Source organism: Delftia sp. WSY_16, assembly GCF_043104415.1.
Taxonomy (GTDB): domain Bacteria; phylum Pseudomonadota; class Gammaproteobacteria; order Burkholderiales; family Burkholderiaceae_C; genus Comamonas; species Comamonas tsuruhatensis.
Genome location: NZ_JBICKS010000017.1, coordinates 25023 through 48268, shown reverse-complemented (window position 1 = coordinate 48268; position 23246 = coordinate 25023). Strand labels below are relative to the sequence as shown.

Annotated in this window: 23 protein-coding genes; 8 read left to right on the top strand and 15 right to left on the bottom strand. The window is 64.7% G+C overall.

Going from position 1 to position 23246, the window contains the following annotated elements:
• Nucleotides 1–7: 7 nt before the first annotated feature.
• Genes rsmD through ACF8O7_RS07890 form a run of 3 tightly spaced genes read right to left on the bottom strand, consistent with a single transcriptional unit; the run spans nucleotide 8 to nucleotide 3578 of the window.
• The gene (gene rsmD / locus ACF8O7_RS07900) at nucleotides 8–715 is read right to left on the bottom strand and encodes a 16S rRNA (guanine(966)-N(2))-methyltransferase RsmD (protein WP_016449073.1); all 708 of its coding nucleotides are present in this window, start codon (nucleotides 713–715) and stop codon (nucleotides 8–10) included.
• Nucleotides 712–2073, bottom strand: coding sequence for a M16 family metallopeptidase (locus tag ACF8O7_RS07895; RefSeq protein ID WP_392443010.1), 1362 nt, complete (start codon nucleotides 2071–2073; stop codon nucleotides 712–714). Before ACF8O7_RS07895 ends, rsmD begins: the two co-directional genes overlap by 4 nt.
• Nucleotides 2074–2099: 26 nt before the next feature.
• A complete protein-coding gene (locus ACF8O7_RS07890; RefSeq protein ID WP_392443007.1) occupies nucleotides 2100–3578 on the bottom strand; it encodes a M16 family metallopeptidase in 1479 nt (492 codons plus the stop codon).
• A 28-nt stretch (nucleotides 3579–3606) separates the two neighbouring features.
• On the opposite strand from ACF8O7_RS07890, the gene ftsY reads away from it, so the two are divergent.
• The 6 genes from ftsY (at nucleotide 3607) to ACF8O7_RS07860 (ending at nucleotide 11314) form a co-directional block, all read left to right on the top strand.
• A complete protein-coding gene (ftsY, locus tag ACF8O7_RS07885) occupies nucleotides 3607–4827 on the top strand; it encodes a signal recognition particle-docking protein FtsY (RefSeq protein WP_392443004.1) in 1221 nt (406 codons plus the stop codon).
• Nucleotides 4828–5759: 932 nt separating this feature from the next.
• Nucleotides 5760–6497: a GntR family transcriptional regulator gene (locus ACF8O7_RS07880; RefSeq protein ID WP_223275154.1), complete on the top strand. Its 738-nt coding sequence runs from the start codon at nucleotides 5760–5762 to the stop codon at nucleotides 6495–6497.
• A gap of 344 nt (nucleotides 6498–6841) precedes the next feature.
• Nucleotides 6842–7969 (top strand): hypothetical protein, encoded by a 1128-nt coding sequence (locus tag ACF8O7_RS07875; protein ID WP_082145145.1) that lies wholly within the window; start codon nucleotides 6842–6844, stop codon nucleotides 7967–7969.
• 10 nt (nucleotides 7970–7979) lie between these two features.
• Nucleotides 7980–8951 (top strand): hypothetical protein, encoded by a 972-nt coding sequence (locus tag ACF8O7_RS07870; protein WP_392443000.1) that lies wholly within the window; start codon nucleotides 7980–7982, stop codon nucleotides 8949–8951.
• 120 nt (nucleotides 8952–9071) lie between these two features.
• A complete protein-coding gene (locus ACF8O7_RS07865; RefSeq protein WP_061288227.1) occupies nucleotides 9072–10001 on the top strand; it encodes a DMT family transporter in 930 nt (309 codons plus the stop codon).
• A 323-nt stretch (nucleotides 10002–10324) separates the two neighbouring features.
• Nucleotides 10325–11314: a Bug family tripartite tricarboxylate transporter substrate binding protein gene (locus tag ACF8O7_RS07860; protein ID WP_392442999.1), complete on the top strand. Its 990-nt coding sequence runs from the start codon at nucleotides 10325–10327 to the stop codon at nucleotides 11312–11314.
• Here the strand turns inward: ACF8O7_RS07860 and cutA are convergent.
• From cutA to ACF8O7_RS07820, 8 genes are all read right to left on the bottom strand, one after another.
• Nucleotides 11301–11699, bottom strand: a complete 399-nt coding sequence (gene cutA, locus ACF8O7_RS07855; protein ID WP_017404219.1) for a divalent-cation tolerance protein CutA — start codon at nucleotides 11697–11699, stop codon at nucleotides 11301–11303. The two genes, ACF8O7_RS07860 and cutA, sit on opposite strands and share 14 nt — an antisense overlap.
• A gap of 52 nt (nucleotides 11700–11751) precedes the next feature.
• Nucleotides 11752–12777, bottom strand: coding sequence for a 2-dehydropantoate 2-reductase (locus ACF8O7_RS07850; protein ID WP_017404218.1), 1026 nt, complete (start codon nucleotides 12775–12777; stop codon nucleotides 11752–11754).
• A gap of 18 nt (nucleotides 12778–12795) precedes the next feature.
• Nucleotides 12796–13629 (bottom strand): class II aldolase/adducin family protein, encoded by an 834-nt coding sequence (locus ACF8O7_RS07845; RefSeq protein ID WP_262984789.1) that lies wholly within the window; start codon nucleotides 13627–13629, stop codon nucleotides 12796–12798.
• Nucleotides 13622–14179 (bottom strand): MarR family winged helix-turn-helix transcriptional regulator, encoded by a 558-nt coding sequence (locus tag ACF8O7_RS07840; RefSeq protein WP_392442996.1) that lies wholly within the window; start codon nucleotides 14177–14179, stop codon nucleotides 13622–13624. Before ACF8O7_RS07840 ends, ACF8O7_RS07845 begins: the two co-directional genes overlap by 8 nt.
• 180 nt (nucleotides 14180–14359) lie before the next feature.
• Entirely contained in the window at nucleotides 14360–15595 is a 1236-nt protein-coding gene (locus ACF8O7_RS07835) for a dienelactone hydrolase family protein (protein ID WP_016449084.1), read from the bottom strand.
• A 59-nt stretch (nucleotides 15596–15654) separates the two neighbouring features.
• Nucleotides 15655–16182 (bottom strand): flavin reductase family protein, encoded by a 528-nt coding sequence (locus ACF8O7_RS07830; protein WP_074923062.1) that lies wholly within the window; start codon nucleotides 16180–16182, stop codon nucleotides 15655–15657.
• A gap of 14 nt (nucleotides 16183–16196) precedes the next feature.
• Nucleotides 16197–17504 carry a styrene monooxygenase/indole monooxygenase family protein gene (locus ACF8O7_RS07825; protein ID WP_392442994.1) on the bottom strand — a complete coding sequence of 436 codons (1308 nt, stop codon included), beginning with the start codon at nucleotides 17502–17504 and terminating at the stop codon, nucleotides 16197–16199.
• A gap of 36 nt (nucleotides 17505–17540) precedes the next feature.
• On the bottom strand, nucleotides 17541–18332 hold the full coding sequence (locus tag ACF8O7_RS07820; RefSeq protein ID WP_012203717.1) for an SDR family oxidoreductase: 792 nt from the start codon (nucleotides 18330–18332) through the stop codon (nucleotides 17541–17543).
• A gap of 192 nt (nucleotides 18333–18524) precedes the next feature.
• Here ACF8O7_RS07820 and ACF8O7_RS07815 point away from each other — a divergent pair, with 192 nt between their 5' ends.
• Nucleotides 18525–19532, top strand: coding sequence for an AraC family transcriptional regulator (locus ACF8O7_RS07815; protein ID WP_392442992.1), 1008 nt, complete (start codon nucleotides 18525–18527; stop codon nucleotides 19530–19532).
• Nucleotides 19533–19550: 18 nt separating this feature from the next.
• Here the strand turns inward: ACF8O7_RS07815 and ACF8O7_RS07810 are convergent, their stop codons facing one another.
• From ACF8O7_RS07810 to ACF8O7_RS07795, 4 genes are all read right to left on the bottom strand, one after another.
• A complete protein-coding gene (locus tag ACF8O7_RS07810) occupies nucleotides 19551–20321 on the bottom strand; it encodes an SDR family oxidoreductase (RefSeq protein ID WP_013803947.1) in 771 nt (256 codons plus the stop codon).
• 138 nt (nucleotides 20322–20459) lie between these two features.
• Entirely contained in the window at nucleotides 20460–21263 is an 804-nt protein-coding gene (gene hpaH / locus ACF8O7_RS07805) for a 2-oxo-hept-4-ene-1,7-dioate hydratase (RefSeq protein ID WP_026062081.1), read from the bottom strand.
• Nucleotides 21264–21273: 10 nt separating this feature from the next.
• Nucleotides 21274–21960: a flavin reductase family protein gene (locus ACF8O7_RS07800; protein WP_047326040.1), complete on the bottom strand. Its 687-nt coding sequence runs from the start codon at nucleotides 21958–21960 to the stop codon at nucleotides 21274–21276.
• A gap of 39 nt (nucleotides 21961–21999) precedes the next feature.
• Nucleotides 22000–22458: a VOC family protein gene (locus tag ACF8O7_RS07795; protein ID WP_013803950.1), complete on the bottom strand. Its 459-nt coding sequence runs from the start codon at nucleotides 22456–22458 to the stop codon at nucleotides 22000–22002.
• 141 nt (nucleotides 22459–22599) lie between these two features.
• Between ACF8O7_RS07795 and ACF8O7_RS07790 the strand changes: the two genes are divergently transcribed.
• Complete coding sequence (locus ACF8O7_RS07790; protein WP_392442989.1) at nucleotides 22600–23172, top strand: MarR family winged helix-turn-helix transcriptional regulator; 573 nt, start codon at nucleotides 22600–22602, stop codon at nucleotides 23170–23172.
• Nucleotides 23173–23246 lie beyond the last annotated feature (74 nt).

Genomic DNA, 23246 nt, shown 5'->3' with positions numbered 1-23246 from the left:
CGCCAGACTACTCGTCCTGCGCGGCCTTGCGCAGCAGATGGGCGTGGACGGCACCCGCCTTGAGATGGCGGAACAGCTGCAGGCCGCCAGCCTCGGCCAGTTGCTCCTCGGTCCAGGCCTGGGGCGCCTCCAGATAGACATAGCCCTGGGCGGAGACGGCCAGCGCAGCGGCCTTCAGCGCAGGCTCGAACAGCTCGGCATGGTCGAACGGCGGATCGATCAGCACCAGGTCCAGCGTGCCCGGCGCCACCTGGCGCAGGCAGCCGATGCCATCGCCGCGCAGCACGCGCACGGACTGGGCGTCCAGGCGCTCGCGCAGGCGCTGCAGCTGCAGCACCAGGGCGGCGTCCTGCTCGTTCATCAGCACGCTGGTCGCGCCGCGCGATGCGGCCTCGAAGCCCAGCGCACCCGTGCCCGCGAAGGCGTCCAGGCAGTGCCAGCCCGTCAGGTCCTGGCCCAGCCAGTTGAACAGGGTCTCGCGCACGCGGTCCGGCGTGGGGCGCAGGCCCGGGCGCTGCGCCACGGGCAGACGCGTGCGGCGCCACTGGCCGCCGATGATGCGGACCTCGCCCGCACCCGAGGGTGCCGGCTTGCCCGCCTTTGCCTTTGCGGCCGGCGCTGCGGCAGGCGCCTTGGGCGCCGCGGCCTCGGCCGTGGCCTTTTCCAGCCAGCGCTTGCCGGCAGGGGTATGCAGTTTGATGCTGTTGCGGCTCATTGCTTGCCTCCCACGACGACGGTCACCATGCGATCGGGCTGCAGCATGCGCTGCATGGCCTCGCGCACATCACGCACGGTCAGCGCCTGCACGCGCTCGGTCCAGTGCTCCAGATAGTCCAGCGGCAGGCCGTTCCAGGCGATGTTGGCCACATTGCCCAGCAGCTTGCGGTTGCTGTCTATGCGCAGCGCAAAGCCGCCGATCAGATTGTCCTTGGCGGCCTTGAGCTCCTTCTCGGTCGGGCCGTCGGCGACAAAGCGGCGCAGCGTGTCCTGCGACACCTTCAAGGCCTCGGCCGCCTGGTCGGGGCGTGTCTGCAGGGCGATCGTGAAGGCACCCGCGTCCAGGCCCGGCGAGAAGTCGCTGTAGACGCTGTAGCTCAGGCCGCGCTTTTCGCGCACTTCCTCGGTCAGCCGCGAGGTGAAGCCTCCGCCGCCGAGGATGTGGTTGCCCACGAGCACGGCCATGAAGTCCGGGCTGTTGCGTGCAATGCCGGGCTGGGCGATCAGCACCTGCGCCTGGGCCGAGGCGAAGGGGATGTTCTCGTTGACCGGCGCCTTGAGCGCCTGCACCTTGGGCACGTCGGGCAGCGGAGCGCAGGCGCCCGCATCCTGGCCCTGCGCCGCCTGCAGCGGAGCCAGCAGTTGCTGCACCAGCTGGTCGGCCTGCTCGCGGCTGACGGCGCCGACGATGCTGACCTTGGCACGGCAGGCGGCGATCAGCCGGCGGTGGAAGGACTGCATGTCCGACAGGTCGATGCGCGACAGGCTCTCGGCCGTGGCACGCGCACCGTAGGGGTGGGTGCCGAACACGCCCTGGCTCAGGGCCTTGCCGGCCACCGTGCCGGGGCGCGTGTCCGATTCCTTGATGGCCGCGGTCCAGCGCTCGCGCTCGCGCAGCCACACGTCCTGCGGCCAGCTGGGGTTGGCGATCTGGCGCGCCGCCAGCGCCACGGCGCGCTGCAGCAGCGCAGGCTCGGTCAGGGAGCGCAGCCCGTAGCTGAAGCTGTCGCGGCCCGCCTGCGCGCCAAAGCTGGCACCCAGATCGGCCCAGGCCTGGCCCAGGCCGTTCTCGTCCAGCGCAGGCGCATCGCCCTGGGCGGTCACGCCCTTGGAGGCCATCAGCGCCACGGCGCTGGCCAGGCCGACCTGGCTGGCGGGATCGCGCCGGCTGCCGGCGTCGAAATCCATCTGCACATCGACCATGGGAATGCCCGGGCTGTCCACCAGCCAGACCTGCGCCCCGCTGGGCTGGGTCCAGTGCTGGATGGGCAGCAAGGCCCATGCGGACGTGGCGCCAAAGCCCAGGCCCACGCTTGCCAGCACGGAGCTGGCCACCATCTTTTTCATGTTCTTCATCTTCACTCCAGCGTGCTTCGGGGGCATCAATGCAGGGGTCCGCCAATGCCGGCACCCGCGTCGGTGCGGCGGGGCTTGCCGCCTTCAGGCAGGGGCTGCGGCACCAGGGTGCCCACCGTGAGCTGGTCATCGCCAAAGTACTTGGCCGCTACGCGCTTGACGTCATCGGGCGTGATGGTGCGAAGCTGGGTCAGCAACTGGTCTTCCGCATCCAGCGGCATGCCCTGTATCCAGTAATTGCCCAGGCTCTGGGCCTGGCCCATGACCGAGTCGCGCTCATAGACATTGGAGGCCATCCATTGCGTCTTCACGCGCTCCAGTTCGGCAGGCTCGACGCCGTCCCTGGCGACCTTGGCCACTTCGGCGCGCAGCGCGGCCTCGACCTCGGCCGCAGTCTTGCCGGTGGCGGGCACGCCCGTCAGCATGAACAGGCCGGGGCCGCGGCTCATGAGCGACATGGAGCTGCCCGCGCCGTCGGCCACGCGGCCTTCGCCCTGGACCAGGGCCCGCTCCAGGCGGGCGCCGTCATAGCCGTCGAGCACGGCCGAGAGCACCAGCAGCGCCAGCGCATCGCGGTCATCGGCCTGCAGATCGCTGACGCGCGTCAGCGAGGGCGCACGGAAGGCCAGGGCCACCAGGGCCTGCTCGGCCGGCTGCTTGACCTCGATGCGGCGGATGCCGATCTGCGCAGGCTCGGTGCGCGGCTTGCGCACCGGCACGGCGCGTGCGGGAATGCTGCCGTAGTACTTCTCGGCCCAGGCGCGGACCTTGGCAACGTCCACATCACCGGCAATGACGACGGTGGCATTGCCGGGCACATACCAGCGGCTGTGGAAATCGCGCACGTCGCCGGGCGTCAGGGCGTCCAGATCGCTCATCCAGCCGATCACGGGCCGGTGGTAGGGCGAGGCCATGAAGGTCGCCGCCATCAGTTGCTCCATGAGCACGGCGCGCGGCTGGTCCTCGGTGCGCATGCGGCGCTCTTCCTTGATGACCTCGATCTCCTTCTTGAACTCGCTGTCGGGCCAGTGGTTGTTGGCGAAGCGGTCGGATTCGAGCTTCATCACTTCCTCCAGCCGGCTGGACGGGATCTGCTGGTAGTAGCCCGTGTAGTCGCGGCTGGTGAAGGCGTTCTCCTGCCCGCCCAGGGCCGCCACCCGGCGCGAGAACTCGCCGGGCGCCACCTTGCGCGAACCCTTGAACATCATGTGCTCGAGCGCGTGGGCCACGCCCGAGGTGCCGTCGACCTCATCGATGGCGCCCACGCGCACCCAGACCATGTGCACGGCCGTGGGCGCGCGCCGGTCGGGCTGCACGATGAGCTGCATGCCGTTCTTCAGGGTGAATTGCTGCGCTGCTGTGGCGGACCGCTGGCCGCCTGCGGCCTGGCTGGCCACCGTCTGCAGCAGTGACGAAGGGGAGGAAGAGGATGCATCCGGGGCTGCCAAAGCAGCCCCGGTGCCCATGCAGGCCATTAAGCCCAGGAGGGTGAGTGCATGTTTCATAGAATGCTGTGATTCTAAGAACCTGCCGATGTTCAGTTTTTTCAAGAAAAAGCCCACCCCCTCCGCCGCCGAGATTTCCCCGACGGACAGCAGCGCCGCGCCTGAAAAGGCCGGCATTCCCGCAACCCCACCGAAGGACAGCCCCCCCGCCCTGCCACCGGCCGCGCCAGCAGCGCCGGCCGCCGACACCGGCAGTGCCTGGTGGCGCAAGCCCTTTGGCGGCGGCAAGGGCGATGCCGCGCCCCCCGAGACCCCGCCTGCCCCAGCTGCTGCACCCGCGTCCACCATCGCGCCTGCGGACTTCATTGCCGCGCCCGAGCCCACGGCCAAGCCCGAGGCCGAAGGTGCCAGCCGCCAGAACTGGATGCAGCGCCTCAAGACCGGCCTGCGCAAGACCGGCAGCAGCATTGCCACGGTCTTCACGGGCACGCAGATCAACGATGCGCTGTACGAGGAACTGGAAGACGCCCTGCTGATGGCCGACACCGGCGTCAAGGCCACCGAGCACCTGCTCGCCGACCTGCGCCGCCGCGTCAAGGAGGCCAAGGCCACCGACCCCGCCGCCGTCAAGGCGCTGCTGGCCGATGCCCTGGCCGACCTGCTGCGCCCGCTGGAAAAGCCGCTGATCATCGGCGAGCACCAGCCCACCGTGATCATGGTGGCTGGCGTCAACGGCGCGGGCAAGACCACCTCCATCGGCAAGCTGACCCGCCACCTGGCCGACGAAGGCCAGAGCGTGCTGCTGGCCGCCGCCGACACCTTCCGCGCCGCCGCGCGCGAGCAGCTTGGCGTCTGGGCCAACCGCAACACGGTGGAGATCGTCAGCCAGGAAGGGGGCGATCCTGCGGCCGTGAGCTTTGACGCCGTCACCGCCGGCCGCGCGCGCAAGAAGGATGTGGTGCTGGTGGACACGGCAGGCCGCCTGCCCACCCAGCTGCACCTGATGGAAGAGCTGCGCAAGATCCGCCGCGTGGTCAGCAAGGCCGACGCCACGGCGCCGCACGAGGTGCTGCTGGTCATCGACGGCAACACCGGCCAGAACGCGCTGGCCCAGGTGCGCGCCTTTGACGATGCACTGCAGCTCACGGGCCTGATCGTCACCAAGCTCGACGGCACGGCCAAGGGCGGCGTGCTGGCCGCCATTGCCCAGGAACGGCCGATCCCCGTGTACTTCATCGGCGTGGGCGAAAAGGTCGAAGACCTGGAGACCTTCAACGCCAGGGAATTCGCGCAGGCGCTGCTGTCCTGACAATCTGTTCAGAGTTTTCTCGACAGGCGCCACAGGAAGGCGGAATGGATGAATTGCGGGCTGGCGCTCAAGCCGCTCTCCGCTCATCCATTGGGGAGTGACCGCTCAACGAAGAGCTCTCCAGCCTCAACCTCTGACGCACTCAACCGCTTCGGGACTGATCAGGCCAGGCCCTACCGGGTTAGCTCATGTGACTTGCCGCAAAAGCCCAGTAACTTCGCCACAGGCGACAGCGTGGGCGCGGCAAAGACCAGAAAGGGCATGCCCTTCAATCACCGAAGCAGCCACTCATCGTCACGTGGCAATTGACGAATCTCTTCGGCCAGTCAAAGCAGCACTTCCGCCAGTGCTCGGTAGCACCGACAAGCCCGTCCTTGCTTCGGACGGTCAGAAATCCTAGCTCTTCCTCACTGACGCCGGCTGGCAGGCCTTGCGGTGCACCACCGCACTCATCTCTGGCCTCCGATGTGGAGAACGCATTTTTTCCCGTCGCTCCACCTTTGCGTGCGGGTGAGCGTACGGCCCATGCCTCGGCAAGCGCACCAACTCTGTTGAGTGCCTGTGCGAAAACTCGGCAACAGACTCTTCAGTGCGACCTGCCTTCGATATGCCAACTACGGCGTGTGCCGCGCATCATTTCAAGCATATTCTCCCGCTCTGCCACCCCCCACTTTTCGGGGCTCGTAAAAGCACATAAGTGTTTTAAACCAGCCGATTAGGCTACTTGCTGGCTGCAGATGGCAAGTTCAGGCCAATTTATGTGGCTTGCAAACCAATCAGAAACAAACCATCGATGGCGGAGATGGCTTGGTCACTGTCTTCCTGCTGCCTTCCCAACCAGATGCCTCTCAATTTTTCGCACCCTTCCATATCTTGACCCAAGATTGTATGTTGGTATACCATCACTCAATTCGCAAGAAAGTCCAACAGACATGAAACGGCAAGCCTCTAAAGCAGGTACAGACACAGACAGACCTGCATTGACAGACATGGGAATTCCGCGAGGCAGTATGGCCGTAGAGCGTGTGAATCCAACGCTCCGACAGCTGGCACTTGAGCAATTGAAGCGCGCCATTGTGGAAGGCCAACTTCCACCTGGATCACGCTTGGTAGAACGCAAGCTGTGCGATCTCCTTGATGTGAGCAGAACGATAGTTCGTGAAACCCTGGGGCAATTGGAGGCAGAAGGGTGGATCACAAAGGAGCCCTATAAAGGCCCGATAGTCGCCGTTATCGATGAAGACGGCATTCGCCAGATCTTTGAAATGCGTGCAGCCGTTGAAGGCTATGTGGCGGCACTGTGCGCAGAGCGAGCCACCATAGAGCAAATCGAGCGCCTGGATGTCACAGTGAAAGCGATGAGTGAAGCGCAGATTTCGGGCGATGTCGGGGCTCAGATCGAGACCATCGAGGAGTTCTACGAAGTTCTCCTGGATGCAGCCCAAAATTCGCTGATGGCAAGCTATCTTTCTTCACAAAGGAGCCGCCTCGCACGCCTGCGGAGACTCTCACTTTCTCACAGCTCACGGGCCTCAGAAAGCACAGAAGAAAAACGCGGCATCCTCGCCGCCATCCGCAATCGCGACCCAAAGAAGGCCCAGGCCCTTGCCGAGCAGCATATCTGGAATTCTTCGAAAAGCCTGCTGGCGGCTATACGCAGGGACCTATGAAATCTCTCTTTCAAAATTGGTACGCAAGATAAGCCACCATCTATAGTCATGCTATTTTTAGATAGCATCAGAGAATAAAGACCCCGCATCATCTTTTTATAGCAAGCACACTCATGCTTGCTTTTGAGAAAAAGCAATTCTTTCCCCGAATTGCTTGCTAGAAGTGCGCACTCTGCAAATCGACTTCAATATCTCCACATTTAAGAAAAATCATCTTAAGCGTATTTTCGAGTCAATCTACAGCCAAAAAATCTATCGCGACTGAGACACAGCCCGCAATCACCCAGTCAAAATAAACGATTTCCAAAGAAATATCGCCAAATCACAACGTGGAGGATAATGACATGAAAACGGCAATGCTTGTTGGAGCAGGCGCAGAAATTGGTTCAAATTTACTGCTCTTGAACAATCCGGAAAAAGACGGATTTGCAATTACAACAGTACTAACAAACACACCACCTGTTCACAAAAACTATCCCCACCTCCGGCCAATTGATGGAATTATTGCGCGCCTCGCCCTCGCTCAACCTGGAGCACATGCGCTTGTACAGGCAATCGATGAAAAAACACTGAAAATTGGATCCAGGGAAGTCAAATTCGAGTTCTGTGATCTGCGCAAAGAGTTTCCAACAATATCAACCTCCTTTGATATAGCTTTTCTCGCGACGAGCAAAGCAGACATTTCTGCAGAAAGCGCTGTAGTCTCGTGGCTTAAAAGAAAATGTCACACGATTCTAGGAGTTGCGGAAGCAAATGATCTCCCAAGTATATATAGCTGTCTTGCAGATCTTTCATCCTCAGATCTGCCAACCGCAAAAACCAGAGTAATTACTAATGGTGTTTATTGTCTTGGTTCATGCCAAACCAATGGCATGCATGCGTCTCTTCGTATAGTTATAGATACGCTGCGAACACTTGGCCTTACAGCCCAGAGCATCCTCGCAGTGGAGACGGACATCATCCACCCGGATACTCCCAACGGAGTTCTAGGCACCCGTTCCTTCGAAGGCAGGGATCAAGATGCACGGAACAATTTACGCCCTAGCTTCTCTCAAATCACCCAAAGCCAAACCAAGGTTATGCCTTGGGCACCTCTCGTAAATACCATCTCCCTGCGAGCGCCGGTCCATGCGCCAGGTTTTCAGATAAACCGATTCATCGTTCAGGATCGAGGCTTGATGACCCGCGAGGCTGTTGAAGCATCAATCGATAATTTATTTGATAGATATAGATACATCGCGCAAGGAACCACGATGCCACTCGGAAGCAGAGCCTATGCACACGACCATCGATGCGCCACTATTCTTACTGACTCTCACCATTTACTGCTATCTCGACCCAGCTATTTGGAGCCACAAGGACTTTCTCAACTAACAATTCAATCCTTTGTCAACAATACCGTAGGCTACTCCAGCCTCGCTATTTCAGCTGCACGCAACATCGCATTAGGTCTTTCCAGCACCATTTTCTAAGGAATGTGAAATGACAAGCTCGCACAGCGTCGATATTCTTGATTCGGGATTCGTTTTTAAAACAGCTAATACAGCCGAGTTCAATGAGAAGCTCAAAACAGAAGTCCAACAGATTCAAGCTCTTCACGGAATTTATCCCAAACTGATGGTGCCAGTTCTTCACACAGGATTGGTTGGAGGTCGTCATTTTTATATTCTTGAAAAGAAGTCTGGTGCATCTCTGGCAAGCCTTGTGTTCGATGCAACAAAATCCATAGAATATAGAAACCAAATCATAAAACATGCCCTGGACAGCATAAAGACAGCAGTGAAAATTGAATGCAATCAACCAATAGATTCAACGTATCAACTACACCAAAAGATTCGCTACGAATGGGATTCCTTAAAACAATTGCACAGCCTGTTTGACAAACCTGCAATTATTGAGGGAAAGATTATTATCCCAAGTGGTCGTGCCGTGGTAGAAAGGGCTCTTGCTTATGCCGAGGAAGAAATTTTCCTGGCTAGCAGCACAAGTGCACACTGCAATTTTCACTTTGGCAATGTTCTCTACGACGAGACTTTGAATGAAATCAGCTTCATCGATCCGGATGGTTCTGTTCAAGGCATCGACCCTTACTTTGGATTTTCGCGTTTCGCATTTTCCTTCTGGCATGAGCTGGCGGCCGAGATTCGCGATAGCATCAACATCGTTCCACTTGAGAAAAGCATACTATTTCTCATGAAGCATGATCAGCATCGGCAGATGCTGGATCAAATACCGGTAATTCGTAGCATTCATGAAATATCCAATTGGATTGGCGAAGAAAATTACCGTAAATTCTACGCATTGACCACATACTGCTTTCTCCGCAGCATGCGGATAAACGGCAGCAAGGATACCTGGATGATGCCGAGCTCTCCTCGCGCGGGCACCCCAGAAGAAACGCTCTACGCAGGCATCATGTTCTATCTCGAGTCTCTGTCTTCAACCGTTCAATAAATCTTCAAGAGAGCAAAATTTCTCTAATCAGCAAATGAGCATTGCTGTGCATTACCAAATAATCCACAACAATGTAAGAATTTACTCTACGCCCCATTTACCCATCCCTCCTCCATATTCATGCTTGAATCCATTCAAGGTTTTTCTTGGTTATGGGTTCCCATAACCCTGTTCGCCGCTCTCGCTCAAACGGTACGAAACACAGCGCAGCGCAGCCTGACACAGGAGCTGGGCGCGCTATCGGCCACGCTGGTGCGTTTTCTGTATGGCCTACCTTTTGCCATGTTGTGGCTGGCACTGCTGTATCTGGTACCAGCAAAGCCATACGCTGTACCTTCGATCACGCCGATTTACCTTGGCTGGATTGCATTGGGCGCTTTTTTCCAATTGGCTGGAACGGTCGCTTTGCTGCTGGCGATGAAGGAGCGCAACTTTGCCGTGGCTGTCACTCTGACAAAGACAGAGGTGCTGCAGCTAGCTCTGTTCGCATCGGTTTTTCTCCATGAACTTCCAACACCGCTGGCGTTGGCCGCAATGATCGTAGCCACAATCGGTATGCTGCTGCTGTCCCTGCCGCCACGCGAACAGTTGCTCTCACCGTCCGCGTGGCTCAACCGATCTGCACTTTATGGCCTGGCTTGCGGCTCCTGCTTTGCAGTTGCAACAGTAGGATTTCGAGGAGGGTCGCTGGCACTTGGCGCCGAAACGGCATGGTTATCTGGCGCCTGGGGCGTGCTGATCGCACAGTCGATGCAAACCGTCGGCATGGGACTTTGGATCCAGTTGCGCACAGCTCAAGGTCTGGCACCTATTTTTCGAGCTTGGCGCATCTCGCTGCTTGCCGGTTGCATGGGGGCAGCCGCTTCAATTGCTTGGTTCACGGCCTACGCCATGCAAGGAGCATCACCTGTGCGCACTTTGGGAATGATCGAGGTCGTTTTCAGCTACCTGGTTTCGCGCCGCGTGTTCAGCGAAAGCTTCAGTCGAACAGAGAAGATAGGCATGGGCCTGATGCTGTTGGGCTTAGTGGTGACTTGCCTACAGGCCTGACATGCGATGGCAGCAAGACCTGCTCGTGGAGCTGTCGTCCTGCGGCTTGGCATCGACTGCATCAGCTCCCCTGTTGATGCGCTTTGACCCATTCTCTGGAGTGGACTTACGGGAGCGCGCTGCGCTCCTTTTTTCATGGGTATGCGAGCGCAGCGAAGGCCCAGGCATGCAGGCAAGGGTTTTCCCTTGATTCGAATCAAACCGCAGGTTTTATGCTTTGCATTGATTTATAAGAAGAACGTTGTTTTATACAAGAAACAATCGATAGCCCTCAGGCATTTCTTTTGCTTGTACCTGCCTTGCCTTGTTTCCCGGAGTTCCCCATGAAAGCCCCCACCTTGCTCGGCACTGCCGCCCTGCTGGCCGCAGCCGCATGCCAGAGCGCCCTGGCCCAGGATGCCGCTGCGCAGCAGCAACTGGCCGCCAAGCCTTTCACCATCGTCGCGCCCTTCCCGCCCGGTGGCCCGGTCGATGCGCTGGCCCGCCTGCTGTCCACGGGATTGGCCGAGCGCTACAAGCAGACTTCGGTGGTGGAGAACAAGCCCGGGGCCAACGGCAATATCGGCATCGACATGGTCAAGCGTGCCGCGCCGGACGGCCATACGCTGCTGGTCGTGCCCCAGGGCAACCTGACCATCAATCCCACGCTGCTGGCCAGGCCCGGCTATAGCGTGGAGGCGGACTTCGCGCCCGTGGCTTCGCTGGCCAAGGCGGCCAATGTGATCGCCGTGCACCCTGGCGTGCCGGCCAAAACGGTGCAGGAGCTGGTGGCCCTGTCCAAGGCCAGGCCGGCCACCATCAGCTATGCCTCGCCCGGCGTGGGCTCCAGCCTGCATCTGGCCGGTGAGCTGTTCAAGCAGCAGACCGGCGCCGACATCCTGCACGTGGCCTACAAGGGCACGGCGCCCGGCCTCAACGATGTGCTGGGCGGCACGGTGCCGATGATCGTGGGCAATGTGCCCGCGCTGCTGCCGCATGTGCAGTCGGGCAAGCTGCGCGCGCTGGCCGTGACCGACCCGGCCCGCAGCAAGTACCTGCCTGATGTGCCCACGCTGGCCCAGGCGGGCGTGCCGGGCATTGCCATCTCGTCCTGGTACGGCGTGATGGCGCCAAAGAAGACGCCGCCGGCCGTGCTCAGGCAGCTGGAGAAGGATATTCAGGAGATCTTCAGCACGCCGGCCGTGGTCAGGCAGCTGGACCTGCAGGGGATCGAGCCCTGGGTGGTCACGGGCAGCGCCTTCGGCGAGCTGATCCGCAAGGAGACAGCGACCTGGGTGCCCGTGATCAAGGCCGCCAACGTCACGCCGCAGTGATGCGGGGCGCGGCGGCCCTTTCTGCAGCGTCCGCCACGTCCCGGGTCGAGACCTGGGAGCGCAGCCACTGCGCATAGTCGGCCATGCAGCGCTCGGTGCGCATGGTGATCTGCGGCACGCTGTAGCTGTGCCCGGCGCGCAGCAGCCGGGCCAGGCGCTCCAGCACGTCGGGCAGGGTCTTGCAGACCAGCCGCCACTCGGGCGTGGCGTGCATCTCGCCGTCCCACACATAGTGCGAGGTGATGGCCTCCACCTGCACGCAGGCCGCGGCCTGCTGCTGCACCAGGCTGCGCGCCAGATGGGCGGCCTCCTCGGCACTGGGGACGGTGGTGGCCACCACGCACAGCGTGGACCAGGGCGAGGCGGGGTTCTTGGCGGAAGTCATGGAGGCGTAGTCTACGGTTGCGTGCTGCAGGCCGGTACTGGCCCTTGCGGCGTCAGGCCATCAGCCCCTTTTGCCGCGCCTGCAGCCGCGCCAGGCCCAGCAGCGCATCGGTGAACGGGGTGTCCACGCCGCACAGCTGGCCCATTTCGCGCACCGCGCCCACCAGGGCGTCGAGCTCCACGGGCTTGCCGGCTTCCACGTCCTGCAGCATGGAGGTCTTGAAGGCGCCCAGCTTGAGCGTGACCGCATGGCGGTCTTCGGGCGATTCGTTGATGGGCAGGCCGATGCGCGCGCCGATCTCCTTGGCCTCCAGCATCACGCGCGTGATCAGGCCGCGCACCAGGTCGTCGCCCAGGATGCGGTCCGAGGTGGCACCCGTCAGCGCGCTGACGGGGTTGACGGTCATGTTGCCCCAGAGCTTGTACCAGGCGTCGCGCTGGATGTTGTCGGAGACCTTGGCCTCGATGCCGCCACGCTGCAGCAGTTGGGCCAGTGCCGCCAGGCGCGGCGTGGGCGGCTGGCCGGGCCCTGTGGCCAGAGGCTCGCCCAGGATCAGGCTGTTGCCGAAGTGCCGGCGCACCACGCCGGGCGCATCGTTGGAGCAGCTGGCATGGACCACGGAGCCCAGCACCTGGCCCAGCGGGATGGCTTGCGCAATGCGGCCTTCAGGGTCCACGGCTTTCAGCTGCTTGCCGCGCACGCTGGCATCGACACCGCCGTGCAGGAACCACCAGGGCACGCCGTTCATGGCCGTGAGCACCACGGTCTGCGGGCCGATCAGCGGGGCGATGCGCTCGGCCACATCGGGCATGCCCGGCGCCTTGACGGAGATGATGACCAGGTCCTGCACGCCCAGGGCGGCCGGGTCCTGTTCGGCACGCAGCGCGAAGTGCTCGCGCTGCTCGCCGTGCACCAGGGTCAGGCCCTGGGTGCGCAGGGCCTGCAGTGCAGCGCCGCGCGCCACGGCGCTGAGCTGGCAGCCGGCGCGGGCCAGGGCCGCGCCCATCCAGCCGCCGATGGCACCGGCGCCGAAGATGCAGGCCTTGTCGAATGAAATGCTTGTCTGTTCCATGGTCATGCGCGGGAAGCTCCGGGTTCAAAGATCGAGATAGCTGCTGTCGCGCCGGTTCACGCGGCGCACCAGGTGGTCGAACACATCGCGGGCACCGCCGTGGCTGTCGTTGAAGGTCAGCGAGTCCTCGTTGCAGCGCTGGGCCATGGCGTCGGAGACCATGCGCGGCGCGCCCATGGACAGGGTGGCCATCTGCACGTCGCAGGCGCGCTGCAGCGTCCACAGCACCACGAAGGCCTGGGGCAGGTCGCTGCCCCAGCTGAGCAGGCCATGGTTGCGCAGGATCACGGCCTTGCGGTGGCCGATGCTGGCCAGCAGGCGCGGCCCTTCGTCGGCATGGATGGTGATGCCCTCGAAGTCATGGTAGGCCACCATGCCGTGCAATTGGGCGCTGTAGAAGTTGCTTTGCGACAGGCCCTGCTCCAGGCAGGCCACGCCCATGCCCGAGGTGGTGTGCGTGTGCATCACGCAGTGCGCGCCCGGCAGTCCGTCGTGGATGGCCGCATGCACCACGAAGCCGGCCGGATTCACCGGATGCCGCGAGCCGTCCAGCACCTCGCCGCGCACGTTGATGCGCACCAGGTTGCTGGCCGTGACCTCTTCGTAGTGCAGGCCGAAGGGGTTGATCAGGAACTGCTTTTCCCCGCCCGTCACGCTGTCGGGCAGGCGCACCGTGATGTGGTTGTAGATCAGCTCGTCCCAGCCCAGCATGGCAAAGACGCGGTAGCAGGCGGCCAGTTCGATGCGGGCGGCCCGCTCATCAGGGTGCATGGAGCAATTCATGGTGTGGCTCGTGGGGTGGGTTCTGAGGTGGGTCTTGAGGTGGGTTGTGCAGTGGCTTGTGGGGAAATCAGGCATCCAGCCCCTGGTCCAGCCCTTGGTCCAGCCCTTGGTCCAGCGCTTGGGAGGCACGGCCCAGCTTGTCCAGGATGCGGTCCAGCATGGCGCGCTCATCGGCCGTCAGGGCATTGAGCAGGGCCGCCTGGTAGGGGCGTGCGCGGGACAGCACCTCGTCGAAGAGCGCCTGCCCTGTTTCGCTCAGCTGCAACAGGTGGCGCCGCGCGTGCTGCGGATCGGCGCGGCGCAGCACCCAGCCCCGGTCGATCAGCGGCTGCAGCGCGCGGCTGATCTGGGCCTTGTCCATCAGGCTCAGGCGCGACAGCGCGCTGGCATGCAGCTCGCCGTGGCGCTGGATCTGGCCCATGAGCCGCCACTCGGTCAGCCCCACGGGCGATGCCGGCGCGATGTAGTGGCGCGTCACCTGGGTCTGCAGCGCATTGGACAGCGCGCCCAGGCGGAAGGTGATGAAGTCCTCCAGCGCCAGCGTCTGGCTGCAGACCTGCGTGTCCGGTGCAGGGCCGGTGGCGGCATCGGCGGCAGGGATCGTGGATGTGCGTGGGCGGGGCATTGGGCGGAGGGAACCGGGCGGCGATTGCGATTGCGATTGCGATTGCGATTGCGATTGCGATTGCGATGGCCGCATGATCCACCAATGTTGACATATCAACATTGGTGGCAACCCTGAGGGCCCTGGTGGCCTGCAGGCCGCCAGCGGGCGCAGGGTGAAACCCGTGCGCCCGCGCCGCGCTCAACGCTTGAGCAGTTCGTTGGATGGCAGGGTCTCGTCCAGCAGCTTGCGGGCCGTCTCCACGCCCGCCACGGGCAGCAGCGCCGGGTCCAGCAGGCCCACCTGCACCAGCACGCTGGCCTGGTCCCAGTAGATGTGCTCGTGGTAGAGCTTGTCGCCCCGGAACTTGACCACGGCCAGCAGCGGGATCTCCACGCGCCGCCCCGTGGGCCGCACGCCGGGCAGCATCCACGGGATCTCGGTGGTGTGCGTGAAGCAGAACAGCATCTCGTCCACCACCTGCGAAGCCCCCACCGTGCGTGAAATCGGGGTCAGCGACGTGTCGGGCGGATTGCTGTTGACGAAGTGGTTCGTATAGAAGGCGTGCAGGTTGCTGAAGCCCACGCCGCCGGTCATGGTGGGGATGTGGTTCACATAGGGCTCGGCCACCATGGTGGCCATGGTGTCGTCCACGTTGCGCGTGGCGAATTCGTACTCGCAGTGCTTGTCCCACAGCGCGGCCAGGTCGAAGTGCGGGCCGATGGCGGACTTGAGCGTGGCAATGCTGCGCTCGTGCGCCATCAGGGCCGAGGCGCGGTGGAAATGGTCGCCGCCCTTGCGCGCAAAGGCATGGTCCACGCCCGGATAGACATGCACGGCCACGCCGGGACGCCCGCCCAGCGCCTGGACGATGCGCTGGCGCGCCTCGGGCGGGCAGAAGGCGTCGAGCTCGGCCACATGCAGGGTGAGCGGGCAGCGGATGCGCTCGGCCTCGTCCAGCGCCGCCTCGATGCCCACGCCGTAGTAGCCGACCACCGCATCGGCATCGGTGCGGCAGGCGGCCAGGTAGGCCAGCTTGCCGCCCAGGCAAAAGCCCAGCACGCCGGCCTTGCCGTCCGTGACCTCGGGGCGCTGGCGCAAGGCGTTCAGGCAGGCCTGGATGTCCTGCACGCCCAGGGCCTCGTCGAATCCCTTGTAGAAGCCGAAGGCGCGCTCCCAGTCCGCCGGCGTGTAGCCCAGCTCCACATCGGGCTGCTGGCGCCAGAACAGGTCGGGCACCAGCACCACGTAGCCTTCTTCGGCGTAGTAGTCGGCCACCTCGCGCATGGTGGCGTTGACGCCGAAGATCTCCTGCGCCAGCACCAGGCCGGGGCCGCTGCCCGAGGCCGGCACGGCCAGGTAGGCGTTGAAGCTGCCGCTGCCGTCCAGCGCGTTGATGCGCACATGGCGGCTTGCCGGGGGTTCTTTCTGCTGCATGGGGTTGTCTCCGTTTCAAAGGGTGGGGAAAGCTGCGGTGCCGCTTTTTTCATGGCCCGTCATACGCATTCGGGGTGCCGCACCGTCACCTGATAGTAGCCCGCGTGAAAGGCCAGGGGCTCGCCGTCGAAGCGTTCGCAGCGCTCGACCTGACCGATGAAGATGAGGTGGTCGCCGCCATCGTATTGCCGGACGTTGCGGCAGACGAAGCGGGCCAGCACGCCATCGATCAGGGGCACGCCGGCCGGGCCTTCCGCGCAGTCCAGGCCGACGAACTTGTCTTGCTGCGGCGTGGAAAAGCGCCGCGACAGAAGGTGCTGGCCCGCAGCCAGCACGTGGATGGCGAAGTGGCTGGCACCCTGGAAATCGCAGACGCTGGGCGCCTGGCGCGCCAGGCTCCACAGCACCAGCGGCGGGTCCAGCGACACAGAGGAGAACGAGTTGGCCGTCATGCCCACGCGCCGCCCGTCCGGCGCGCGCGTGGTGATGACGGTCACGCCCGTGGTGAACTGGCCGAAGGCCTTGCGCAGCTCGCGCGGATCGAAGGAGCAGGCCGTGGCGGGGGCCGGGGTTTCGCATGTGCTCATGGCGGCCTCTGCGGCTAGGCCGGGACGGCTGCCATGGCGGCGATGGCCGCGCAGCTGTCGATGTAGTGGTCTGCCTCGCCCGCGTCCGCGAACCAGGGGAAGAAGGTGCGCGGGTCATCGAAGCCGTTGGCAAGGGCGCTGGCCAGCGGTGCCAGCGTGCCCGCGCTGGCCAGCAGCTTGAGCACATGGGGTGGCGGTGGCGCCAGCAGCATGTTGGTCCACTGCGTGACCCATTGCGCATAGCCGAACCAGTAGCGGTCGAAGGTCTGCTGCATCCAGGCGGCGTCGAATGCGCCATTGCCGTCACGATTTCCGTCGCCATTGCCGCCGCCATTGCCGCGCGCCAGGATGCTGCGCAGATAGGTGCCGGCGCACTTGGCCGCGTTGTTGGAGCCCTGGCCCGTGATGGGGTCGTTGAGCACCACCACGTCGCCCATGCCCAGCACCTTGCGCCCCGACGGCAGCGTGGCCACGGGCTTGCGCACCGTGGGGGCGAAGCGGCCCGCGAGGATGCCGTTGTCATCGGTCAGCGCAATGTCGCGGCAGCGCTCGGCCTCCCAGGGCACGAAGGTGTCGAGGATCCAGCGGCTGCGCTCCAGGTGCTGCTCCGGTGTCTTCACATCGCCCCAGCAGTCCATGGGGCCGCCGGGCACGCCCTCGAACACCATGATCTCGCAGGGGCCCGTGGTCGTCAGCGCCGGGAACACGAAATACTCGCCCACGCCCGGCAGCAGGTTGAAGGAGACGGCGGAGAACGGCTCGCGCGGCTTCATGCCCGTCACATAGGTCAGCGCCAGCGCGCGCTGGGGCTGGTCGAAGCGCGAGCGATGGGCATCGCGCTCGAACAGCCTCGATATCTCGCCCTTGCCGCTGGCGACCAGGGTCAGGTCATGGCTGCGCGTGCATTCCTCCAGTTCGGCGATGCCCGCGTCCTTGAGTACCAGCTCGCCGCCCTGGCGGCGGAAATCGTCCATCCATGCGGGGATCTTCAGGCGCTGGTCCACGGACTGCGCGCCCGCGTTCAGCCGCGCCGCCCAGTCGATGGCCTTGTCGGCCGCCTTCTCGCCGTGTTGCCCAGGGTGCGGCACGCACAGGCCGATGCCCTCGACCACCGGGCATTCGCGCGACCAGTGGTCCAGGCCCAGGCCGCGCTCTATCTGCAGCGCGCTGTCGAACATGCACTGGCTGGACATGACCCGGCCCTGGGCGATGTCCTGCGCCGTGCGGTTGCTCAGTATCGTGACCTGATGGCCCGCGGCCAGCAGGCCCAGGCCCAGTTGCAGGCCCGACTGGCCGGCTCCGACGATGGCGATTTTCTTCATGGCTGTCTCCTTGCGGCTCCGTGTCCGTACTGCGTACTAGTCCATCAATTGGGGAATGGCGGCCACGGCGCGCTCGGGCCCCATGGCGCCGTAGCCGCCGTCCACCGCATAGTCGGCCCCCGTCACGAAGCTGGCATGGTCCGAGCACAGGAACAGCACCACCTGGGCCACCTCATGCGGATCGCCCACGCGGCCCAGCAGGTGAAAGGGCGCGGCCACGCGGTCAGTCTTGGCGCGGTCGCCGCCACTGAGCCGGTCCATCACCGCCGACCAGGTCCAGCCCGGGCAGACGCTGTTGACGCGGATGCCATCGGCCGCCAGATCCATGGCCATGCTGCGCGTGAGCTGCTTCATGGCCGCCTTGCTGGCCGGGTAGAGCCAGCGCCCGGTCTGCGCGGCCTCGGACGAGATGCTGGTGAAATTCACCACGGCCCCGCCACCGGCGGCCACCATGTGCGGGTGCACGGCCTGCAGCATGGCCACGGCGCTGGCCACGTTCACGTTGAACGAGGCCAGCCAGTCGGCACGCGGCGACTGCAGGCCCTCATCCACATAGGAGCAGGCCAGGTTGACCAGGATGTGCACGCCGCCGTGCCGGCTGCATGCCTGCTGAACGCAGGCGGCGACCTGCGCGTCGTCGGTGATGTCGGTGCGCACGAAAAGCGCGCCCTCGCCCAGCGCATCGGCCAGCACCTGGCCGTTGTCGGCATCGATGTCGGCAATGACCACCTTCACGCCGGCCGCGTGCAGCGCACGCACCACGCCGGCGCCTATCAGGGTGGAGCCGCCGGTGACGATGGCGCTTTTGCCTTCGAGTCCCTTGAACATGACGCTTGTTCTCCCGTGTGGATGCCAGGCCGGGCTGGCCTGTGCAGCACACGTTACGGGGGGCCGGGCCGCGCAGGCATCCGGCAAGCGCAGGCACTGTCCCTGGCGCGCAGAAATCGGCTCCCGGGGAATGGTCCGAATTGTGGGAGCGGGTGGTTTTTGCTACGTTCTGCCCAGCCTATGGAACACGCCATGCACACACCGCTGCCGCTGCAGCGCTACCGGCTTTTCGAGAGCCACGACATGGACGAGGCCCGCGAAAGCGTGGCGCGCGTCTTCTGTCCGCATGGCCTGGGCATGCTGCGCCCGCGCGCCGAGCTGGATGCCTGCCACCACAGCGCGCCGCTTTCCCGCAACGTCAGCCTGAACTATGTGCAGTACGGTCCCGGCGTACACATCGAGCCCGGCTACCTGCGGGACTTCTTCCTGTTGCAGATTCCCCTGCGCGGCAGTGCCGAGATCCGCTGCGGCGCGCAGCAGGTGGATGCCACGCCGCGCCTGGCCTCCCTGCCCTCGCCGACCGAGCCGCTGTCCATGCGCTGGGCCGACGACAGCCCGCACCTGATCGTGCGCATGGCCCGCCCGGCCCTGGTGGCGCGGCTGGAGGCGCTGCTGCAGGCGCCCGCAGGCCGGCCGCTGGTGTTCGATCTGGGCGTGCCGCTGGACCAGCCGGCACTGGCACCGCTGGTGCATTTCATCGACTGCCTGCGGCACACGCTGGATGCGGGCAACGCCCTGCAGGCCACGCAGGCACTGGCCCAGCATGCGGAGGAATACCTGCTGACCAGCCTGCTGATGTCGGCCACGCACAGCCACAGCCGCGCACTGGCCGGAGACAGCCGGCGCAGCCTGCTGCCGCGCGGCGTGCGCAAGGCCCAGGAGTACATGCAGGCCCATGCCGACCAGCCCCTGTCGCTGGCCGATGTCTGCCGCGAGGCCGGCTGCAGCGCGCGCACGCTGCAGGCCGCCTTCCGCCAGCACGCGGGCATGGGGCCCATGGATTTCCTGCGCCAGCTGCGGCTGGACCGCGTGCGCGCCGAACTCCAGGCAGCCAAGGGCTCGGGCGCCGCAGCCGGCTCAGGCGTGCGCGATGTGGCGCAGAAATACGGCTTCCAGCACCTGGGCCACTTCGCGGCCCAGTACCGCAGCCGCTTCGGCGAGCTCCCGTCCGAGACGGCGAGCCGCCGCGTGCAGGCCTGAGGGCCTGCCTTTGCCGTTTCAGCCCCGGCCCACGAAGGGCATCTTGGTGGCCATCACCGTGTGGAACAGCACATTGGCCTCCAGCGGCAGGCTGGCCATGTAGAGCACGGACTGGCCCACCACATCCGCGTCGATCAGCGGCTCCACCGCGATCTCGCCATTGGCCTGGGGCACGCCCTTGGCCATGCGCGATGCCAGCTCGGTCATGGCATTGCCGATATCGATCTGGCCCACGGCGATGTCGTAGGCACGGCCGTCCAGCGCAGCCGTCTTGGTCAGGCCCATGACGGCATGCTTGGTGGCCGTGTAGGCGCTGGAATTGGGGCGCGGCGCATGCGCGGAGATGGAGCCGTTGTTGATGATGCGGCCGCCGCGCGGCGACTGGTCGCGCATGGTGCGAAACGCCTGCTGCAGGCAATAGAACATGCCGTTGAGGTTGACATCGACCACCTCGCGCCACTGCTCGGGCGTCCAGTCCAGGAAGGAGCCGGGCGGATTGCCCCGGCCCGCGTTGTTGAACAGCAGGTCCACGCGACCGAAGCGCTGCACCGTGCGCGCGAACAGCTGCTCCACGGCAGCCGGGTCGCTGACATCGGTGGCAATGCCCAGCATGCGCTCGCCCGCGCCGTACTTTGCCTGGGCCTCGGCGCAGGTCTCATCCAGCGGCGCCTGGCGGCGGCCCGCCACCACCACCTGGTAGCCCGCGCCCGCCAGGGCCAGCGCCACGGCCTTGCCCACGCCGGTTCCTCCGCCCGTGACCACGGCCGTCTTTGCGTTCTTCATCTCCATTGCTTGTCCATCCTGTAGTGCATGTATTGCAGGCGCCGCCCGCGCACCGGTGGCGGGCGGCGCCGCTGCATTGTCGGCGACGCGCCGGGCCTGCGGACTGTGCCGCAGGCGACACCATCGCCGCACTGCGGACGAAGCTCAGGCAAAGCGCCAGGCAATGGAGCCCAGCGGCCCGTAGTCCACATGGAAGCTGTCGCCGGCCTGGGCCGTGACGGGCCGCGTGAACGAGCCTGCCAGCACCACCTGGCCTGCGTCCAGCTGCTCATCCCATTGCGCGAGCCGGTTGGCCAGCCAGGCCACGCCCGTGGCCGGATGGTTGAGCACGGCGGCCGCCACGCCGGACTCCTCGATCACGCCGTTGCGCTGCAGCAGCGCCGACACCCAGCGCAGGTCCACCGCGTCGGGGCGCACGGGCCGCCCGCCCATGACGATGCCGGCATTGGCCGCGTTGTCGGCGATGGTGTCGCGCACCGTGCGCATGGCCTGGGTATCGCGGTCCTTTTGCTCGATGCGGGCGTCGATGATTTCCACGGCGGGCACCACCCAGTCGGTGGCGGCCAGCACATCGCACAGGGTGACGCCCGGCCCCTTGAGCGTGCGGCCCAGCACGAAGGCCAGCTCCACCTCCACGCGCGGAGCGATGAAGCGCGCAAAGGGAATGTCGCCGCCGGGCTCGAAGAACATGTCGTCCAGCAGGGTGCCGTAGTCGGGCTCGGTGATCTGCACGGCCTGCTGCATGGCACGCGAGGTCAGGCCGATCTTGTGGCCCCTGACCGTGCGGCCCTCGGCGCGCTTGAGCCGCATCCAGGCGCGCGAGATGGCGTAGCCGTCCTGCACCGTCATGTCCGGATGGCGGCGGGAAAAGTGCCGGACCTGCACGCGGCTTTTTTCGCTGGCGTGCAGCTCGGCCGCCAGGCTGTCTATGGTGTGTTGCGCAAGCATGGGCGGCCCTTCAGCGCGCGGCGGCGCCATCGTCGGCCCAGGCCAGGTAGCCGTCGGACACGCCCTGGCGCTGCATGGCATCCCAATGCGCCACCGAAGGCGTGGGCATCTGGAAGGCATCGCCCACGCGGCCATACCAGCCGGGGTTCTGCAGCCGCGCGATCAGCTCCATGGGCGCGGGGTCGAAGTACATGAGCTCGCCATCGACCACGGCCGCGTCCATGACATGGGCGGCCAGCACGTCGGCCAGCACCAGGCTGCGCACGCCGTCGATATCGATGATCTGGCGCACGCGGCACTCGAAGGACGCAGGGCTGTCCACGATGCGCGGCGCCTTGACGCGCCGGGCATCGCCCAGGACCAGGCCGGCCTGGGCCGACTCGTCCACCTGCGCGCCGAACTCTATGGCCGTCACCGCCATGCGGCGCGCCAGCGGCTCGGACACCAGGTTCACCACGAACTCGCCCGTGGCCGCGATGTTGCGCGCCGTGTCCTTGAGCACCCCCTGGCGCGAGCCGATGCACACGCACAGCAGCGGCGGATCGCCCGACATGGCGTTGAAGAAGGAAAACGGCGCGACGTTGACCGTGCCGTCCCCGTCCACCGAGCTGATCCAGGCGATGGGACGGGGCAGAACCAGGGAGTGCAGGATGTTGCTGCGCTGCTCGCTGTTGAGCGATTGCATTTCAAAGTACATGGGATTCCGGAGGGGAAGGGAAAAAGGGAGGGCGTCGCGTCACTCGTTGCCGGCGCGCGCCGCGTCCTGCTCGGCCTGGGCGATGCCGGGGGCGCGCGCATTGGACTGGTGCAGTTCCACCAGGTTGCCGGCCGGGTCGCGCAGGAACAGCTGCTTGAGGCTGGGCGATGCCACGTTGTCCAGCGTGAAGTAATCGACGCCGCGCGCCTGCAGCTCCTGCTCGGCGCCGAGGATGTCGTCCACGGCCAGCGCGATGTGGTTGGACACGGGGTCCCTGCCCGGGCCCTGCGCATAGCGCGACGGCCCCTCGCTGCCGAGGATGTGCAACTGGCTGCCGTTGGGCAGGTTGATCCAGGAGCCGTAGATGCCGGGGATCTTCCAGCGCGCGGCGTCCTGGGGCAGGTTCAGCACTTCGCGGTAGAAGTCGAGCATGGCGTCGGCCTGGGCGTGGTTGACGCCGAATCCGACATGGTGGAGTTCCAGAACTTTGATGGGCATGGGATGTCCTTGCATATTTGTGTGCTGCCAAATAATATGCTTAACGTACTATACATAAAGCGTAATATATGAAAGCCGTAAAATCAACCGCCCTTTCTTCTCCCGGCTTCAACCCGGTTTCACCCGCTTCCATCCACTCCCATGAGTCCGCGCAAGACCGCTGCCGCACCGGCCCCCGATTCCACCCCCCTCGCCAACGCCCCCGAAGCGCTGCGCCCGCACCTGGCCCTGATGGCCCAGACCGCGCAGCCCGGCACCGACACGCCGGCCGCCGGCCTGGGCCTGCTGCTGCTGTGGCTGGCCGACGATGTGGAGCAGCGCGCCAACGCATCGCTGCAGGCGTTCGGCCTGTCCGAGAGCAAGCTCGACGTGCTCATGATCTTCGGCCTGGCCGAGCGCGGGCTGCTGGGCGACACGGTGGTCACGCCGTCCTATATCGCCAGCTACGTCGGCGTGACGCGCTCGTCGGTGACGGGCCTGCTGGACTGGCTGGAAAAGCGCTCGCTGCTGGCGCGCAGCCTCAGCCAGGAAGACCGCCGCAGCTTCGACCTGGCGCTCACCGACCAGGGCCGCGAGGTGCTGGCCCGCGCGCTGCCGGCCTTCTGGCGCATGTGCGAGTCCCTGGTCGACTACCTGGACGAGGACGAGCGTGCCAGCCTGCAGTCCATCCTCTTCAAGGCCTGGACGAGGATGAAGGCGCAACAGGGCGCTTGATCCTGGGAGCGCGGCAGGCCGCCCTGGCTGCCGCAAGCCTGCGCAGCCGGCACGGTGCCATATTTCGCGCGGGC

Bases quoted from the DNA above. Each gene is read 5' to 3' on its own strand.
- ACF8O7_RS07835 (WP_016449084.1), bottom strand. From the start codon at position 15,595: ATGCAGCAGAAAGAACCCCCGGCAAGCCGCCATGTGCGCATCAACGCG.
- ftsY (WP_392443004.1), top strand. From the start codon at position 3,607: ATGTTCAGTTTTTTCAAGAAAAAGCCCACCCCCTCCGCCGCCGAGATT.
- hpaH (WP_026062081.1), bottom strand. From the start codon at position 21,263: ATGCTTGCGCAACACACCATAGACAGCCTGGCGGCCGAGCTGCACGCC.
- ACF8O7_RS07870 (WP_392443000.1), top strand. From the start codon at position 7,980: ATGACAAGCTCGCACAGCGTCGATATTCTTGATTCGGGATTCGTTTTT.
- ACF8O7_RS07810 (WP_013803947.1), bottom strand. From the start codon at position 20,321: ATGGAGATGAAGAACGCAAAGACGGCCGTGGTCACGGGCGGAGGAACC.
- ACF8O7_RS07850 (WP_017404218.1), bottom strand. From the start codon at position 12,777: ATGACCATGGAACAGACAAGCATTTCATTCGACAAGGCCTGCATCTTC.
- ACF8O7_RS07880 (WP_223275154.1), top strand. From the start codon at position 5,760: ATGAAACGGCAAGCCTCTAAAGCAGGTACAGACACAGACAGACCTGCA.
- cutA (WP_017404219.1), bottom strand. From the start codon at position 11,699: ATGACTTCCGCCAAGAACCCCGCCTCGCCCTGGTCCACGCTGTGCGTG.
- ACF8O7_RS07820 (WP_012203717.1), bottom strand. From the start codon at position 18,332: ATGTTCAAGGGACTCGAAGGCAAAAGCGCCATCGTCACCGGCGGCTCC.
- ACF8O7_RS07825 (WP_392442994.1), bottom strand. From the start codon at position 17,504: ATGAAGAAAATCGCCATCGTCGGAGCCGGCCAGTCGGGCCTGCAACTG.
- ACF8O7_RS07845 (WP_262984789.1), bottom strand. From the start codon at position 13,629: ATGCCTGATTTCCCCACAAGCCACTGCACAACCCACCTCAAGACCCAC.
- ACF8O7_RS07815 (WP_392442992.1), top strand. From the start codon at position 18,525: ATGCACACACCGCTGCCGCTGCAGCGCTACCGGCTTTTCGAGAGCCAC.
- ACF8O7_RS07875 (WP_082145145.1), top strand. From the start codon at position 6,842: ATGAAAACGGCAATGCTTGTTGGAGCAGGCGCAGAAATTGGTTCAAAT.
- ACF8O7_RS07895 (WP_392443010.1), bottom strand. From the start codon at position 2,073: ATGAAGAACATGAAAAAGATGGTGGCCAGCTCCGTGCTGGCAAGCGTG.
- rsmD (WP_016449073.1), bottom strand. From the start codon at position 715: ATGAGCCGCAACAGCATCAAACTGCATACCCCTGCCGGCAAGCGCTGG.
- ACF8O7_RS07830 (WP_074923062.1), bottom strand. From the start codon at position 16,182: ATGAGCACATGCGAAACCCCGGCCCCCGCCACGGCCTGCTCCTTCGAT.
- ACF8O7_RS07840 (WP_392442996.1), bottom strand. From the start codon at position 14,179: ATGCCCCGCCCACGCACATCCACGATCCCTGCCGCCGATGCCGCCACC.
- ACF8O7_RS07800 (WP_047326040.1), bottom strand. From the start codon at position 21,960: ATGTACTTTGAAATGCAATCGCTCAACAGCGAGCAGCGCAGCAACATC.
- ACF8O7_RS07865 (WP_061288227.1), top strand. From the start codon at position 9,072: ATGCTTGAATCCATTCAAGGTTTTTCTTGGTTATGGGTTCCCATAACC.
- ACF8O7_RS07795 (WP_013803950.1), bottom strand. From the start codon at position 22,458: ATGCCCATCAAAGTTCTGGAACTCCACCATGTCGGATTCGGCGTCAAC.
- ACF8O7_RS07790 (WP_392442989.1), top strand. From the start codon at position 22,600: ATGAGTCCGCGCAAGACCGCTGCCGCACCGGCCCCCGATTCCACCCCC.
- ACF8O7_RS07860 (WP_392442999.1), top strand. From the start codon at position 10,325: ATGAAAGCCCCCACCTTGCTCGGCACTGCCGCCCTGCTGGCCGCAGCC.
- ACF8O7_RS07890 (WP_392443007.1), bottom strand. From the start codon at position 3,578: ATGAAACATGCACTCACCCTCCTGGGCTTAATGGCCTGCATGGGCACC.